Source organism: uncultured Bifidobacterium sp. (genome assembly GCF_945269915.1).
Lineage (GTDB): Bacteria > Actinomycetota > Actinomycetes > Actinomycetales > Bifidobacteriaceae > Bombiscardovia > Bombiscardovia indica.
In genome coordinates, this window is record NZ_CALYOY010000004.1 from 1 (window position 1) to 16,972 (window position 16,972).

15 protein-coding genes are annotated in these 16,972 nt (G+C 62.2%); 11 read left to right on the forward strand and 4 right to left on the reverse strand.

The window, feature by feature from the left end; translation table 11 throughout:
* The 3 genes from Q0K62_RS01315 to Q0K62_RS01325 form a co-directional block, all read right to left on the reverse strand.
* Positions 1-249: hypothetical protein (locus Q0K62_RS01315; protein ID WP_297316182.1), on the reverse strand; the 249-nt coding region annotated here is incomplete at its 3' end.
* Entirely contained in the window at positions 239-757 is a 519-nt protein-coding gene (locus tag Q0K62_RS01320) for a DNA-deoxyinosine glycosylase (RefSeq protein ID WP_297316183.1), read from the reverse strand. The genes Q0K62_RS01315 and Q0K62_RS01320, both read right to left, overlap by 11 nt.
* A 141-nt stretch (positions 758-898) precedes the next feature.
* Positions 899-1,879 (reverse strand): YwiC-like family protein, encoded by a 981-nt coding sequence (locus Q0K62_RS01325; RefSeq protein WP_297316184.1) that lies wholly within the window; start codon positions 1,877-1,879, stop codon positions 899-901.
* Between the two features lie 169 nt (positions 1,880-2,048).
* Between Q0K62_RS01325 and Q0K62_RS01330 the strand changes: the two genes are divergently transcribed.
* From Q0K62_RS01330 to gmk, 10 genes are all read left to right on the forward strand, one after another.
* Entirely contained in the window at positions 2,049-2,402 is a 354-nt protein-coding gene (locus Q0K62_RS01330) for a DUF488 family protein (protein WP_297316185.1), read from the forward strand.
* Positions 2,403-2,727: 325 nt separating this feature from the next.
* Positions 2,728-3,099, forward strand: a complete 372-nt coding sequence (gene rpsL / locus Q0K62_RS01335; protein WP_033490416.1) for a 30S ribosomal protein S12 — start codon at positions 2,728-2,730, stop codon at positions 3,097-3,099.
* Between the two features lie 3 nt (positions 3,100-3,102).
* Positions 3,103-3,573 carry a 30S ribosomal protein S7 gene (rpsG, locus tag Q0K62_RS01340; protein WP_297316186.1) on the forward strand — a complete coding sequence of 157 codons (471 nt, stop codon included), beginning with the start codon at positions 3,103-3,105 and terminating at the stop codon, positions 3,571-3,573.
* 26 nt (positions 3,574-3,599) lie between these two features.
* Entirely contained in the window at positions 3,600-5,726 is a 2,127-nt protein-coding gene (gene fusA, locus Q0K62_RS01345; protein WP_297316187.1) for an elongation factor G, read from the forward strand.
* A 194-nt stretch (positions 5,727-5,920) separates the two neighbouring features.
* Positions 5,921-7,120: an elongation factor Tu gene (gene tuf, locus Q0K62_RS01350; RefSeq protein WP_297316188.1), complete on the forward strand. Its 1,200-nt coding sequence runs from the start codon at positions 5,921-5,923 to the stop codon at positions 7,118-7,120.
* A gap of 281 nt (positions 7,121-7,401) precedes the next feature.
* On the forward strand, positions 7,402-7,965 hold the full coding sequence (gene efp, locus Q0K62_RS01355) for an elongation factor P (RefSeq protein ID WP_297316189.1): 564 nt from the start codon (positions 7,402-7,404) through the stop codon (positions 7,963-7,965).
* 15 nt (positions 7,966-7,980) lie between these two features.
* A complete protein-coding gene (gene nusB, locus Q0K62_RS01360; RefSeq protein ID WP_297316190.1) occupies positions 7,981-8,670 on the forward strand; it encodes a transcription antitermination factor NusB in 690 nt (229 codons plus the stop codon).
* Positions 8,671-8,944: 274 nt separating this feature from the next.
* Entirely contained in the window at positions 8,945-10,174 is a 1,230-nt protein-coding gene (gene carA, locus Q0K62_RS01365; RefSeq protein ID WP_297316191.1) for a glutamine-hydrolyzing carbamoyl-phosphate synthase small subunit, read from the forward strand.
* Positions 10,167-13,547, forward strand: coding sequence for a carbamoyl-phosphate synthase large subunit (gene carB / locus Q0K62_RS01370; protein WP_297316192.1), 3,381 nt, complete (start codon positions 10,167-10,169; stop codon positions 13,545-13,547). Before carA ends, carB begins: the two co-directional genes overlap by 8 nt.
* 191 nt (positions 13,548-13,738) lie before the next feature.
* Entirely contained in the window at positions 13,739-14,380 is a 642-nt protein-coding gene (gene gmk / locus Q0K62_RS01375) for a guanylate kinase (RefSeq protein WP_297316193.1), read from the forward strand.
* A 220-nt stretch (positions 14,381-14,600) separates the two neighbouring features.
* On the opposite strand, the gene ilvD is transcribed toward gmk, so the two are convergent.
* Positions 14,601-16,460, reverse strand: coding sequence for a dihydroxy-acid dehydratase (ilvD, locus tag Q0K62_RS01380; RefSeq protein WP_297316194.1), 1,860 nt, complete (start codon positions 16,458-16,460; stop codon positions 14,601-14,603).
* Between the two features lie 166 nt (positions 16,461-16,626).
* Between ilvD and rpoZ the strand changes: the two genes are divergently transcribed.
* Complete coding sequence (gene rpoZ, locus Q0K62_RS01385) at positions 16,627-16,911, forward strand: DNA-directed RNA polymerase subunit omega (protein ID WP_297316195.1); 285 nt, start codon at positions 16,627-16,629, stop codon at positions 16,909-16,911.
* Positions 16,912-16,972: the final 61 nt, after the last annotated feature.

The window sequence follows — 16,972 nt, forward strand, 5'->3', positions numbered from 1 at the left end:
GTGGCTAACGCGGCTCGAACGCGCGACCTCCTGAACCACAATCAGGTGCTCTACCGACTGAGCTATAGCCACCATGGAACGAATACGCCGAACGTATCCGTACAACAAACGACCACTATACACGACGTCTTGTTTTGGCACGCCGGGAGTTTGTTTTATGTTCCATAACTCGGCGAGTCGCTGGTCACGAGATGAAATGGTTGATCGGGAGCACTGACCATCCAGGCTGTTTCCTCCATCAGATGTCATCGCTTAACGCTGCCTTTATAGGTGCATAGGCAGCGATGAGATCGTCCAGGCTCTTGGCGGCATTGGCCGGGCTGGTCGAGGGGAGATTCACCATGGGCAGATGGAGTCCGGCTGCATCGAGAATGGGCTGACAATAGTGGGAGTAGAGCTGGCCGGCCTTTCGACCTGTGGTGAATACGGTGCGGATGGGTGCGTTGGTCAGGATGCTGCTGATGTCGGTGGGGACGACGTTGGTGATGCTGGCATCGCTGGCTCCATGGATGTCGCACTCCTGGATGACGTCCCAGAGGGCTATGCGGTGGTCGAGCGCAAATTGCCGGCGGATCATGGGATCCGGCTCTGGCACCGGAGTGTCGAAGAGGGCGGCCAAGACCGGCCAGAACCGGTTGCGGGGGAACATGTAGTAGAAGCCGGCCCGGCGTGATTCCGTGCTGGGCATGGACCCGAGGATCAGTACTCGTGACTGAAAATTCCAGACAGGTCCGAAACCATGAGCGACATGCTGCATCGTCCCTCCCTGGCGAGGAGCGAGGTGTGCCGGTGACCGTCCGCTTGTAGCGCGCCGTGAAGAAGCCATACGGTAGTTTTACCCCCGAAGAAGGAACACCGGTATACGGACCTCACTGGTCATCGAATGACCGGCCCGCACCTATGGAAGTGCGGCGATGGACGTTGCGGTTCCGATGGTCACCAGGAAGACCAGAAGGCTGGCCACGCTCTCCACCATGCCGACCTGGTTGATGGGGATGCGGCGCTTTCGGGCAATCACCGGCAGGGCGGCGGCACGAATCACCAGGACCAAGGCCACGAGCAGGGGCCAGAATCCGACCTTGGGCAGGATAAGGACGGCCCCGATCATCAGGATCAGATTCCAGGCGACGGAAGCAATCGCACACCACAGGTGCTGGCGCTCGCGGACCAGTGATTTCACATACAGGACCGATCCGAATTCCGTATAGGCGAAGATAAGCGCCGCCGCCAGTCCGGTCAGGGGAAGGGCCCGTGCGGGGAGGAAACCCTGGCTGAAACAGTTGACGGCCGGGTCCGGCCGGCACCCGAAGTACCCGGCAGGGGAGGAGGCCGCCTGGGATTGGGGGCCGGTACCGAGGGAATAGGCAATCAGGCACAGCATACTGGCAGCGACGATGGAGACCACGTTGTTCCACCAGGAACGTTCCACGCGTTTCCAGGCGGCCAGGAAGGTCAGGGCCGCCAGAACCACGTACAACGGCACCCAACGCAAGAGGCCGGGGGTGGTGAGTATCAGGGCGAGTCCGAAAACGGCGGTCAGGGCAGCGTAGGTGGCGACCGGCGGCAGGAAGCGCCTGGCCATGTGGGAGACCAGCCACCGGGCGGTGGTGAATTCGGTGCAATAGCAGAGTACCCAGGCAAGGATCAAGAGCAGGTTGCGCCATGAAAGGCCTCCGATGAAGGCACCGGCCAGGGGAGGCATGAGTGCCATGGCCCAGGCTCCCGGCTGGTTGGGCACCCACTGATGCATCATCCTTGAACGGGCGCTGACGGGCTTGGACCTGGACCTGGACCGGGAAGGCCTGACATCGGCAGCCTTCTCGGCAGGTTCCTGACGGTCACCGTCGGCAGCGACTTCGGTGTCTGGTCTCTGACTCATGGTTTCAACCCTATGCCTTTGCCGGCCAACGAACAAGGGAAAACCGGGCGAAATGCTTCCATGTGCGCACTCTTCTGCCTAGGCTGGAACCGTATGGAATCGGCAGGGACCAAATCAGCAGGATACAGCCCGGATGGCGTCGATCAGCCCGGCTCGGAGGGAGTGGATCATGGGAGTTGTCACCATCAAGCGGGCCTATGACGAGGCCGGCGAGGAAGATGGGGTCCGGATTCTGGTGGATCGCCTCTGGCCGCGAGGGGTCAGCAAGGCAGCCGCCTCCCTGGATGGTTGGCTCAAGGATGTGGCGCCGAGCCCTACCCTACGGAAGTGGTGGAATCATGATCCGGAGCGTTTCGGGGAATTCGCAGACCGGTACCGGACCGAGCTGGATGGGAACCCTGCCGTGGCCGATCTGTTGAGCATCGTCAGGGAGCACGACCTCACCACCCTGGTCTATGCGGCCAAAGACCCGCAGATCAACCATGCCCTGGTCCTGCGTGATTACCTTCGTGCCGCCTTGTAAGAAGCATCACTGAGAGTAACAACCAGGAAGTCTGAGACGTTCATGCCGCCCCTATAGCCCTTGGCATAGGCGTGGCGGCTGTCCGGCATGATGGTATACTGAAACTCGTGTGTGCCGGTAGCATGCCTTATGTCACAGGTGTGTGGACCGGGATATCCCCGAGTTCGACGAATGCGGGCAGTAATGCCCGGCAGGAGGGCAAGGGGCCATCGGGCCGGTGGACAATGGCTGATTTCTCTCGGTTGTTCGGGTGATTGCGGCTGCGGTGCGGCGGCCCCACGGAGTGAACGAACAAGAAGCAACCTACTGAATCGGAGAGAATCAGTTGCCAACAATTGAACAGCTCGTCCGCAAAGGACGGAAGGCCAAGCCTCGCAAGTCGAAGACCTTGGCGTTGAAGGGCAGCCCGCTGCGTCGTGGCGTCTGCACCCGTGTGTACACCACAACCCCCAAGAAGCCGAATTCGGCACTGCGTAAGGTGGCCCGTGTCCGCCTGAGCTCCGGCGTTGAGGTCAGCGCCTACATTCCTGGCGAGGGTCACAACCTCCAGGAGCACTCCATCGTGCTGGTGCGCGGCGGACGTGTCAAGGATCTGCCCGGCGTGCGCTACCACATCGTGCGCGGCGCGCTGGATACCCAGGGAGTCAAGGATCGCAAGCAGGGACGTTCCCTGTACGGAGCAAAGAAGGCCAAGTAAACCATGTCACGTAAAGGACCAGCCAAAAAGCATCAGCTCCTGCCCGATCCCATCTACGGTTCGACCGTGGTGGCCCAGCTGATCAACAAGATCCTGCTCGACGGCAAGAAGTCCATCGCCGAGGACATCGTCTACACGGCCCTGGAACAGGTCAAGGAAAAGACCGACCAGGAGCCTGTGGCCGTGCTCAAGCGCGCCCTGGACAACATCCGTCCCAGCCTGGAGGTCCGCAGCCGTCGTGTCGGCGGCGCCACCTACCAGGTCCCCGTCGAGGTCAAGCCCAACCGCGCGAACACGCTCTCCCTGCGCTGGCTGACCGACTACAGCCGTGCCCGCCGTGAGAAGACCATGGCCGAGCGTCTGGCCAATGAGATCCTCGACGCCTCCAACGGCCTGGGTGCAGCGGTCAAGCGTCGCGAGGATACCCACAAGATGGCCGAGGCCAACAAGGCCTTCGCCCACTATCGCTGGTAATCAGAAGAGAGCGAGAACAAGGAATTATGGCACAAGACGTGCTCACGGACCTGACCAAGGTCCGCAACATCGGCATCATGGCCCACATCGATGCCGGCAAGACCACGACGACCGAGCGTATCCTCTACTACACCGGTGTCAACTACAAGATCGGTGAGACCCACGACGGCGCCTCCACCATGGACTGGATGGACCAGGAGAAGGAACGTGGCATCACGATCACCTCCGCCGCCATCACGGCCTTCTGGAACCGTCAGTCCCATGATCCCGAGGACACCTACCAGATCAACATCATCGACACCCCCGGCCACGTGGACTTCACGGCCGAGGTGGAGCGTTCCCTGCGCGTGCTCGATGGCGCCGTCGCCGTCTTCGATGGCAAGGAGGGCGTCGAGCCCCAGTCCGAGACGGTCTGGCGTCAGGCCGACAAGTACGGCGTGCCCCGCATCTGCTTCATCAACAAGATGGACAAGCTGGGTGCCGACTTCTACTATTCGGTCGACACCATCAAGGACAAGCTGGGGGTCAAGCCCCTGGTCATGCAGCTCCCCATCGGAGCCGAGAACGACTTCCACGGCGTGGTCGACCTGGTTCGCATGGTCGCCTACTACTGGAAGGACGAGGCCGACCTGGGCGCCAAGTACGAAACCATTGACATCCCCGACGATCTCAAGGACCGGGCAGAGCAGTACCACACCGAGCTCATCGAGGCCGTGGCCGAGAGCGACGAGTCTCTGCTGGAGAAGTATCTGGGAGGGGAGGAGATCTCCCAGGAGGAGATTCGCAAGGCCGTTCGTAAGATGACGATCGATCAGACCGCCTTCCCGGTCTTCTGCGGTTCGGCCTTCAAGGACAAAGGCGTGCAGCCCATGCTGGATGCCGTGGTAGACTACTTGCCCAGCCCCGAGGACATCCCCGCAATCAAGGGGTACAAGGTCGGTGATGAGTCCGTCGAGATAGATCGCAAGCCCACAGTGGATGAACCCTTCTCGGCTCTGGCCTTCAAGGTCGCCACCCATCCCTTCTACGGCAAACTGATCTACGTCAGGGTATACTCCGGCAAGGTGGCCCAGGGTGACACCATCCTGGACTCCACCAAGGGCAAGAAGGAGCGCGTCGGCAAGCTCTTCCAGATGCACTCCAACAAGGAGAATCCGGTTGATGAGGCCATCGCCGGCAACATCTACGCCTTCGTCGGTCTCAAGAGCGTCACCACCGGTGACACCCTGTGCGACGAGAAGGAGCCGGTGGTGTTGGAATCCATGACCTTCCCCGATCCCGTGATCGAGGTTGCCGTTGAGCCCAAGACCAAGGCCGACCAGGAGAAGATGGGCATCGCCCTGCAGAAGCTTTCCGAGGAGGATCCCACCTTCCAGGTCAAGACCGACGAGGAGTCGGGCCAGACCCTGATCTCCGGCATGGGCGAGCTCCAGCTGGACATCCTGGTGGACCGCATGCGTCGTGAGTTCCATGTGGAGTGCAACGTGGGCAAGCCCCAGGTCGCCTACCGTGAGACCATCCGCAAGCCCGTCATGAACCAGGAATACACGCATAAGAAGCAGACCGGTGGTTCCGGTCAGTTCGCCAAGGTGCTCATGAACTTCGAGCCCCTGGACACGACCGAAGGCGAGACCTATCTCTTCGAAAACAAGGTCACAGGCGGCCACATCACGAAGGAGTTCATCCCCTCGGTCGATGCCGGTGTACAGGAGGCCATGGAGTCCGGCATCCTGGCGGGCTTCCCCGTCGTGGGTGTCAAGGCGACCCTGACCGATGGCCAGATCCACGAGGTCGACTCTTCGGAGATGGCCTTCAAGATCGCCGGCTCCATGTGCTTCAAGGAGGCCGCACCCAAGGCCAAGCCCGTCATCCTCGAGCCCATCATGGCCGTCGAGGTCCGTACTCCCGAGGAGTACATGGGCGATGTCATGGGCGACATCAACTCCCGTCGTGGCTCCATCCAGTCCATGACCGACGCCACCGGTGTCAAGGTCATCGACGCCAAGGTGCCCCTGTCGGAGATGTTCGGATACATCGGCGACCTGAGGTCCAGGACCCAGGGCCGCGCCATGTTCACCATGCAGATGGACTCCTACGCCGAGGTCCCCAAGGCCGTCAGCGACGAGATTATCAAGGCCCAGCGCGGCGAGTGAACACGCACCGGCCCGCCGACACGGCGGGCCGCCTCGCCGGCCGCTTTCTGTCACCAGTCGGCGCTACACTCTTGTAGCGCTGACTGGGCGGAGGGCATAACTGGCAAAGAACCCAATTACCCAGTAATATGTAGCGAGTGCTCTGTGCGTGGTTCGTGCAGGCAAACTACGAACGTCCAGGAGGACAAAACACAATGGCAAAGGAAAAGTACGAGCGGACCAAGCCGCACGTTAACATCGGCACCATCGGCCACGTCGATCACGGTAAGACCACACTGACCGCGGCCATCTCCAAGGTGCTGCACGAGGAGTACCCGGATGTGAACCCCGAGTACGATTTCGCTTCGATCGACGCTGCTCCTGAGGAGAAGGAGCGCGGCATCACCATCAACATCGCGCACATCGAGTATCAGACCGCGAAGCGTCACTATGCCCACGTCGACTGCCCCGGCCACGCCGACTTCGTCAAGAACATGATCACGGGTGCGGCCCAGATGGATGGAGCCATCCTGGTGGTAGCCGCCACCGACGGACCCATGGCCCAGACCCGTGAGCACGTTCTGCTGGCCCGCCAGGTCGGCGTGCCGAAGATCCTGGTCGCCCTGAACAAGTGCGACATGGTCGATGACGAGGAGCTCATCGAGCTGGTCGAGGAGGAGGTCCGTGACCTGCTCGACGAGAACGGGTTCGATCGTGATTGCCCAGTCATTCGCACCTCGGCCTATGGTGCTCTCCATGATGACGCACCCGATCACGACAAGTGGGTTCAGACCATCAAGGATCTGATGGATGCCGTTGATGACTACATCCCCACCCCTGTCCACGACCTGGACAAGCCTTTCCTGATGCCCATCGAGGATGTCTTCACCATCTCGGGCCGTGGCACCGTGGTGACCGGCCGTGTCGAGCGTGGCAAGCTGCCCGTGAACTCCAACGTGGAGATTGTCGGCATCCGCGACACCCAGACCACCACCGTCACCTCCATCGAGACCTTCCACAAGCAGATGGATGAGGCCGAGGCTGGCGACAACACCGGTCTGCTTCTGCGTGGCATCGGCCGTGAGGACGTCGAGCGTGGCCAGGTTGTGGCTGCCCCCGGCACCGTGACCCCCCACCACAAGTTTGAGGGAGAGGTCTACGTGCTGACCAAGGACGAGGGTGGCCGTCACTCGCCGTTCTTCTCCAACTACCGTCCGCAGTTCTACTTCCGCACCACCGACGTCACCGGTGTCATCACCCTGCCTGACGGTGTCGAGATGGTCCAGCCCGGCGATCACGCAACCTTCTCCGTCGAGCTGATCCAGCCCGTCGCCATGGAGGAGGGCCTGACCTTCGCTGTTCGTGAAGGCGGCCACACCGTCGGTTCAGGTCGTGTGACCAAGATCATCGAGTAGTAGCTGTACCTGGGCGGGATTGATTTCCCGCCCGATGGGAAAGGGTCCGGTGCGTTTAGGCGTTCCGGACCCTTCGCCTTGTAACGACAGAGGCGCATGGACCTCGGCCGGGAGGGGCGACTCCCCGGGCTCCCGTGTTCATGCACCGTGGCATAATGGGCGAGGATTCATTGCGAGCAGGTCATTCCCGTAGGGCAGGCCGGATGGGCCTTGGTAAACGGGTCGAGAGGTCGGCCTGTGTGGATCACGGCCCAATCATTCATGAGATAGGTGGTATCAAGGTGGCACAGACTTCAAACGACATCAAGAACGGATCGGTCATCAACCTGGACGGTAAACTCTGGACCGTCATCAAGTTCCAGCATGTCAAGCCCGGCAAGGGTCCGGCCTTCGTGCGTACGACCATCAAGGACGTTCTTTCGGGCAAGATCGTTGACCGTACCTTCAACGCCGGCATGAAGATGGAGTTCGAGACCGTCGACAACAGGACCATGCAGTACTCCTACCGTGACGGTGACTCCTTCGTCTTCATGGATATGAACACCTATGACCAGGTCAACATCCCGGCCAGCCTGATCGGCGACCAGGAGAACTACCTCCTGGAGGGCACCGACTGCATCATCAGCTTCCATGACGGGAACCCCCTGTCGGTGGAGCTGCCCGCCTCGGTGGTCCTGACCGTGACCGAGACCGAGCCCGGTGTCCAGGGCAACCGCTCCAATGCAGGTACCAAGCCCGCCACAGTCGAGACCGGGGCAGAGATTCAGGTACCCCTCTTCGTGGGTCAGGGCGAGAAGGTCAAGGTGGATACCCGCGATGGGTCCTACCTGGGCCGCGAGAACTGAGGCCGGCGCGATCAGATGGCACGTTCCACAGCCCGTAAGCGGGCGCTGAACACCCTGTATGAGGCGGATGAGAAGGGGCAGGACATCCTGTCCCTTCTGGATGAGCGCATAGCCCATCCCGGGGCCCAGACGCCCCTGCCCGACTATGCCATACAGATTGTTCGCGGCGTGGCCGGACACCAGAGGAGCATCGACGGCATCCTTGATGCCCATTCGACCAGGTGGCCCCTGAGCCGCATGCATGTCATCGACAGGAACCTCTTGCGCATTGCCGCCTGGGAGATGCTCTACAACCCTGATGTGCCCGACAAGGTGGCCATCGACGAGGCGCTCTCCCTGGCGAAGACCCTGTCGGATTCCGATGCACCCTCCTTCATCCACGGCCTGCTCAGTGCGGTCCGGAAGGAGAAGGACCAGGGATCCGAGCATGACGAGGCCGAGACCGCACGCCTGCAGGAGGCGTCCAGGATCGCCAGCCTGGCGCTGACCGAGGCTGACAGGGCTGAGGGGGAAACCTCCCCGGATGAAGACGGTGACCGTCCGGAGGTCGAGCACCTGGCTGACAGCAGCGAGGCAGGGAAGGCCGAAGAGGCGACCGGTGATGGTGCACAGACGGATGACACCGATACGGATGGGGTCTTTCTGGCCGATTTGACCCTTTCGGTACCCGACGAGCTTTCCAATAAGGATGATTCGCTCGAATAGGTCCAACATTAATCGTTGAGGTTCTTCGAACGAGTGTGCGGTGTCCCCGCAGATACTTCAGGGACGCCGCATTTTCGTTTCCTCTCATTGCATATTCGGGAAGCTCGCGATTGTGCTGGATTTCGACAATCGGTGTCTCCGCTTGGCGGCAGGGTCATTGGCGAGACACGCGCCCCTTCCCCTATCCGGTACGGACCACGAGGCTGCGGGTCTGAGGAAATCCACGGGTGTGACTAAGGTAATCACGAACAATCACGGCAATCAAGGGGGTTCGATGAACCTGAAGAACGCCAAGACCATTGATTCCGACAGCTATTTCTCCGACCGCGCCATGCTCGTCCTCGAGGATGGGGAAGTGTATACGGGGATGGCCTTCGGCGCGGCGGGCACCACCATAGGTGAGATTGTGTTTGCGACCGGGATGACCGGGTATCAGGAAACCCTGACAGATCCCAGTTATGACCGGCAGATCGTCGTACAGACCTTCCCGCACATCGGCAATACCGGTGTCAACGACCAGGACGGGGAGTCCGCCAGGATCTGGGTGGCCGGATATGTGGTCCGGGAACCAAGTCCCAATGTCAGCAGCTGGCGGGCCCGGGGCAGTCTCCAGGATCAGCTGGTCGATCAGGGCATCGTCGGGATCAGTCACATAGACACCCGCCGGCTCGTACGGCACCTGCGTTCGGCAGGTGTCATGCGGGCCGGTATTTTTTCCGGCCCCTCCGCGGCACTCGATGGGGAAGGCAGACCCAGGATCATGCAGGATTTCCTGGACCAGGTCCGCTCGGCACCTCGTATGAGTGGTTCCCACCTGACCGGAGAGGTCAGTACGGACGGGTCCTATACGGTCGAACCGGCCGGGGACTTCCTTGGTAAGGAACCCCTTTGCACCGTGGCGGCCCTTGACCTGGGCATCAAGTCCATGACCCCGCACCGGCTGGCCGAGCGTGGATGCCGGGTCCATGTGCTCCCGGTGGATACCACCATCGAGAAGATCCATGCCCTGAACCCGGATGGGGTCTTCTTCTCCAACGGTCCGGGCGACCCCTCGACCGCCGACGACGAGGTGGCCCTACTCAGGCAGGTCCTGGCCGCCGGACTGCCCTTCTTCGGCATCTGCCTGGGCAATCAGCTCCTGGGCCGGGCCCTGGGATTCGATACCTACAAGCTCAAGTTCGGTCACCGGGGCATCAACCAGCCGGTCATGGACCTGAACACAGGCAAGGTCGAAATCACGGCCCACAATCACGGGTTCGCCGTGGATGCCCCCAAGGGGAAGCCGGTGCAGGCGCCCTATGCGGGTGGTCGATACGGTCGCGTCCGCGTCTCGCATGTCGATCTGAACGATGAGGTGGTGGAGGGGCTGGAATGCCTGGACATCCCCGCCTTCTCGGTCCAGTACCATCCGGAGGCCGCAGCCGGTCCGCACGATGCCTCCTACCTGTTCGATCGGTTCATCGATTTGATGAGGAACGCCAAGGGAGGGAAGGCACATGCCTAAACGGCAGGACATCCATTCGGTCATGGTCATCGGCTCGGGACCCATCGTCATCGGGCAGGCGGCCGAGTTCGATTACTCCGGGACCCAGGCCTGCAGGGTCCTCAGGGAGGAGGGGATCAGGGTGATCCTGGTAAACTCCAATCCGGCCACGATCATGACGGACCCCGAGATGGCCGATGCCACCTACATCGAGCCCATCTCCGTCCCCTTCCTGGAACGCATCATCGCCAAGGAGCGCCCCGATGCCCTCCTCCCCACCCTGGGCGGACAGACGGCTTTGAATGCGGCCGTGGCCCTGGGCAAGGCCGGTGTGCTGGACAAGTACCAGGTGGAGTTGATCGGTGCCTCCCTGGAGGCCATCGACCGTGGCGAGGACCGGGAACTCTTCAAGAAGGTCGTGGCCCAGGCGGGCGCCGAATCGGCCCGTTCCCGCGTGGCCCACTCCCTGGATGAGGCCGATGCCGTGGCCCGGGAGCTGGGTTACCCCCTGGTGGTGCGTCCCTCCTTCACCATGGGCGGCCTGGGGTCGGGCATCGCCCACGACCAGGAGGAGCTCCACCGGATAGCCGGGGCCGGCATCCACTATTCACCCACCAACGAGGTCCTCCTGGAGGAGGGGATCGAGGGCTGGAAGGAGTATGAGCTGGAGCTCATGCGCGACCGCAGGGACAACGTGGTCGTGGTCTGCCCGATCGAGAATGTGGATCCGGTCGGGGTCCACACGGGCGACTCCATCACCGTGGCCCCGGTCTTCACCCTGACCGACCGGGAGTACCAGCAGATGCGTGACATCGGCATCGCCATCATCCGTGGGGTCGGTGTGGATACGGGCGGTTGCAACATCCAGTTCGCCATAAACCCGGACAATGGGAGGATCATCGTCATCGAGATGAACCCCCGTGTTTCGAGGTCCTCCGCCCTGGCCTCCAAGGCCACCGGGTTCCCCATCGCCAAGATCGCCACCGAGCTGGCCCTGGGCTACACTCTGGACGAGATCGAGAACGACATCACCAGGTCCACCCCTGCCTCCTTCGAGCCCACCATCGACTATGTGGTGACCAAGATTCCCCGGTTCGCCTTCGAGAAGTTCCCCGGGGCGGACACCACCCTGACCACCTCCATGAAGTCGGTGGGGGAGGCCATGGCCCTGGCGGGCAACTTCCAGGAGTCCCTGGGCAAGGCCATGCGGTCCATTGACAAACGGCACATGACCTTCGACTGGGATGGGCCCCGGCCCGACCAGGCCGAGGTGGACCACCTCCTGGAGCTCATGCACACCCCCACCGAGCACCGTTACCTCCAGATCCAGCGGGCCCTCTGGGGTGGTGCCAGCCTTGAGCGGATTTTCGAGGCCACCAGGATCGACCGCTGGTTCCTGGAGCAGCTCAGCCTGATCAATCAGCTGGCCATGGAGGTGAGAGAGAGCGAGGTACTGGATGACGATCTCCTGCGCCGTGCCAAGAAGGCCGGACTGAGCGACCTGCAGATCGCCCACCTGCGCGGCATGGGCGACCAGGGTGAGGCCGTCGTGCGGGAGCTGCGCTGGGCCTTCGGCATCCGCCCGGTCTACAAGACCGTTGACACCTGCGCGGCCGAGTTCGACGCGGCCACGCCCTACTACTATTCCTGCTATGCCGACGAGTCGGAGCTGAGGCCCAGGGAGCGCGAGGCGGTCATCATCCTGGGCTCCGGCCCCAACAGGATCGGGCAGGGGGTCGAGTTCGACTACACCTGCGTCCATGCGGTCCAGGAGCTGGGTAAGGACTATGACACCATCATGGTCAACTGCAACCCGGAGACCGTCTCCACCGACTATGACATGTCGGACAGGCTGTATTTCGAGCCTTTGACCTTCGAGGACGTCCTGGAGATCTACCAGGCCGAGAAGAGGATGGGACCGGTCAAGGGCGTCATCGTCCAGCTGGGCGGTCAGACCCCGCTCTCCTTGGCTGCCAGGCTCAAGGAAGCCGGGGTCCCCATCCTGGGCACCAGTCCGGAGTCGATCGACCTGGCGGAGAACCGGGAGCTCTTCGGGGAGGTCCTGAAGAAGGAGGGGCTGAACGCCCCCCGGTACGGTACGGCCCTCTCCCTGGAGGAGGCCCAGGAGGCAGCCCGCGGCATCGGTTACCCGGTCCTGGTCAGGCCCTCCTACGTCCTGGGTGGCCGCGGCATGGAGATCGTCTACGACGATGCCCAGCTGGAGAAGTACGTCGACCGTGCCCTGAACGAGGCCAAGGCCGACACGGTCGTCTCCGGGCGCCTGCCGTCGCCCCTCCTGATCGACAAGTTCCTCCAGGATGCCATCGAGATCGACGTCGATGCCCTCTACGACGGCAAGGACCTCTACATCGGCGGCATCATGGAGCATGTCGAGGAGGCCGGGGTCCATTCCGGTGATGCGGCCTGCACCCTGCCCCCATCCACCCTGTCGGATAATCAGATCGAGCGTCTGCGCAAGGCCACCCGGGCCATCGCCGAGGGGTGCGGGGTCCGCGGCCTGATCAACGTCCAATATGCCTTCATGGCCAACACCCTCTATGTGATTGAGGCCAACCCCCGTGCCTCCCGGACCGTTCCCTTCGCCTCCAAGGCCACAGGCACGGCCCTGGCCAAGGCCGCTGCCAGGATCATGGTGGGGGAGACCATCGCCCAGCAGCGGGCCAACGGTCTCCTTCTTCCCGTCCAGGACGGGGGAATCGTCAGGGTTGGACAGCCCGTGGCCGTCAAGGAATCGGTCCTGCCTTTCAAACGGTTCAGAACCCCGGTTGGCCGGACCGTCGATATCCTCCTGGGGCCGGAGATGCGCTCCACGGGCGAGGTCATGGGCTTCGACAAGGACTTCCCGCACGCCTTCGCCAAGAGTCAGCTGGCCGCCTACGAGGGTGGGCTGCCCACTTCGGGCGTGGTCTTCCTCTCGGTCAATGACACGGACAAGCGTCAGCTCCCCATGTTGGCCCTACGCCTTCAGGAGCAGGGCTTCAGGATCTGCGCCACCGAAGGTACGGCTTCCGTCCTGCGCCGGTACGGCATCGATGTGGCGGTGGTCGACAAGATAACCGGTGGAGTCTCCGATCAGGTGGCCGGACGGGATGTCGAAGACGGCATCAGGCGGATGGATCGGAATCCCGTCCAGCTGATCGAGGAGGGGAGAATCGATATGATCCTCAATACCCCCAGCTCCCGGGACTCCCGCTCCGATGGATACCTGATCCGTGTGGCTGCCATCGCGGCGGACATACCCCAGTTCACGACCATCACCGAGTTCTCGGCCGCCCTGATGGCCATTGACGCGGTCAAGACCGACGACTACGAGGTGCTGAGCATCCAGGAGCATGCCCAACGGCTGCTGGAGCTTGAAGGGCAAAACCGGTAGACCGGATCGGGCCCTTCCGCAGGGGCCTGGACCGGCAACTGGTCCCTGCTCAAGTTCCAGGAAGTGAACAAGAGGTTGTGTGGACCGGGAGGGCCGGGAAGGAGGAACGGGCATAGCCCGGCTCCGTTCCCGGCCCCCGCTATTCTGGCTGTGTAGGTGCCCGTTCGGGCCGAATGCGGAAAGGATGATCCATGTCAGCCAGTAGTGATGCCGTCACGGAGTCGGGAGAAGCGATTCGACACCAGGGGGAGGGGCGTAGGAGACTGATCGTCATGACCGGTCCCACGGCCGTCGGCAAGGGGACGGTGGAGGCCGCCCTGCGCAAGGCGCATCCCCAGATCTGGGTTTCCGTATCGGCCACGACGCGTGCTCCCCGCCCCGGCGAAAGCAACGGCATCACCTACTGGTTCATGGACGAGGAGGAGTTCGCCCGGAAGGATGCGGCTGGGGAGTTCCTCGAAAGTGCCCTGGTGCACGGAATGTCGCACTATGCCACCCCGCTCAAGCCGGTATTGGAGCATATGGAGGCCGGGGTGCCCACCATTCTTGAAATCGACCTCCAGGGGGCGCAGCGGGTTCGTCAGAGAGCCGGTGAACTGGGGTTGGATGTGGTGTACGTCTTCCTGGCTCCCCCCACCTTCGATGATTTGATCACCCGGCTGAACAAGCGGGGAACCGAGAACGAGGAGCAGCGCAGGAAGCGTCTGGAGACAGCCAAGGTGGAACTGGCCTCGGAGAGCCAGTTCGACGTGGTCATCGTCAATGACTCGGTTGAAAAGGCCGCGGATGCGCTTTGGCAGGTGATTCGCCGGGAGTATGACCTACCGGCCTGAGGGGAATCGATTCGTCGCCGAACTTCGGAGAACTGGTCTCCGCGAGACTTGAGTTCCGAAAACCAGACTTCCGGAACACGAATCTCGGGAAGCCGTGCAGGTCTATGGCCATTCAGGAAGAAGGATGCGAACGGGTTTCTGAAGAGGAATAGGAAGTGCCGCCTGGGTCTGGTCGAAGACCGAAGGCGGCACTCGTGGTATTGAGCCAGACCGGAAGGAATCAGTTCAGGCCGGAGAGCTTGTTGATCAGGTCGGGATCCCTGGTGGCGCCCTTGTCGGCTGAGCGGGCGAAGGCGGCGTATGCCTTGAGGGCCAGGGAGACCTTGCGATCGCGGTGGGCCACGTATCCGTCGCCGGCCTCCAGCTCGTCGCGACGCCGGGCCAGTTCCTCGTCGCTCAGTTCCACATCCACCCTCCGGTTGGGAATGTCGATGCGGATCATGTCGCCGGTGCGGATGAAGGCGATGGGCCCCTTGTTGGCCGCTTCAGGGGCGATGTGTCCGATGGAGAGACCGGAGGAACCGCCGGAATAGCGGCCGTCGGTCAGGAGGGCCACATCCTTGCCGATCCCCTTGCCCTTGACGAATGAGGTCGGGTAGAGCATCTCCTGCATGCCGGGGCCGCCCTTGGGACCCTCGTACCTGATGACCAGTGCCTGCCCTTTCTTCAGGGTCCCGTTCAGAATGACCTCGACGGCCTGCTCCTGGGACTCGACCACCAGGGCCGGCCCGCGGAAGTTCCAGATCTCCTTGGGAACCCCGGCCGTCTTGACCACGCACCCGTCGGGTGCGAGGTTGCCGCGGAGGATGGCCAGGCCGCCCTCGGTCACGGCCGGATGGTCCAGGTCGTGGATGGCCCCGTTGACCCTGTCCGTGTCCAGATCGTCCCATTCGCTGGACTGGTTGAAGGGTTCGGGGGAGGTGATGTGGCCGGGGGCCGCATGATAGAGCTCCTTGGCCTCATCCAGGCAGGTTGGGCGCATGATGTCCCAGTCGTTGAGCTTCGATTCCAGGTCGGGATAGTCGATGGAGTGAGTGTCCTTGTGGAGGACCCCGCCACGATCCAGTTCACCCAGGATGCCGCAGATGCCGCCGGCACGGTGGACGTCGGAGATTTCCCAGTCGCCGGAGGGGGAGGCCTTGCAGATGCAGGGAACCGTGTGGGAGATGTGCTCGATGTCGTCCAGGGTGAAGTCCACGTCGGCGGACTGGGCCGCAGCCAGGATGTGGAGGACCGTGTTGGTGGAACCACCCATGGCCACATCCATGGTCATGGCGTTTTCGAAGGCGTCCTTGGTGGCTATGGACCGGGGAAGGACCGACTCGTCGTCGTCCTGGTAGTAACGGTTGGCGATCTCGACCACCATCCTGCCCGCCTTTTCGAAGAGCATCCGGCGAGAGGTATGGGAGGCCAGGGTGGTGCCGTTGCCGGGGAGGGCCAGGCCCATGGCCTCGGTCAGGCAGTTCATGGAGTTGGCCGTGAACATCCCGGCACAGGAGCCGCAGGTGGGGCAGACGGTCTTCTCCAGGGCCAGGAGTCCGGCATCGTCGACGGAATCATCGGCAGAGGCGTACATGACGTCGATCAGGTCGGTGTTCTCCTCGACGGTTCCGTCAGGCATGACCGTACGACCTGACTCCATGGGGCCGCCCGAGACGAAGACGGTGGGGATGTTCAGCCTCAGGGCGGCCATGAGCATGCCCGGGGTGATCTTGTCGCAGTTGGAGATGCAGATCAGGGCATCGGCGCAGTGGGCGTTGACCGAGTACTCGACCGCGTCCGCGATGATGTCGCGGGAGGGCAGTGAGTAGAGCATGCCGGTGTGGCCCATGGCGATGCCGTCATCGACGGCGATGGTGTTGAACTCGCGCGGGATGCCGCCGGCCTCCTGGACGGCCTGGGAGACCAGACGGCCCACCTTGTTCAGATGGACGTGACCAGGTACGAACTCGGAGAATGAATTGGCGATGGCCACAATGGGTTTGCCGAAATCCTCACCCTTGACGCCTGCGGCACGATAGAGAGCACGGGCGCCCGCGAACTCACGTTCCTTCATTAGTTTGGCTGATCTCATCTGCATATTTTTATTCAAGTGACCGGGCCGGGCCCATGACGGGGCATGGTCGCATTGTGGAATACCGCATTCTTCGTCCCGGTGAGAACAGACGTTCCTAAAATCCATCCTGGGCGGTAGACTCGAGTCTGATTGAACGATTGTTCATCCACGTGAATTGGAGCATGAACCTATGGCATTTGGCACTGAGCCCCACCCGCAGGGATTTGCGGATCCTCCCATCGACGATCTGATGCAGCACGCCGATTCGAAGTATGCCCTGTCCATCTTTGCGGCCAAACGTGCTCGCCAGATCAATTCCTACTTCACCCAGCTCAACGAGGGCCTCCTGCAGAACGTCGGCCCCCTGGTCGAGTACCAGAACCAGGAGAAGCCCCTCTCCATCGCCTTCCGTGAGATCAACGAAGGCCTTCTGGAGGAGACCCTGGGCGAGGACGACCTGAGCGAAGGCAACTAATCCGTCTCGTATACGTCCGTATACACCAAGCAATGTCTGGGGAATCGACGCCTCCCACGGC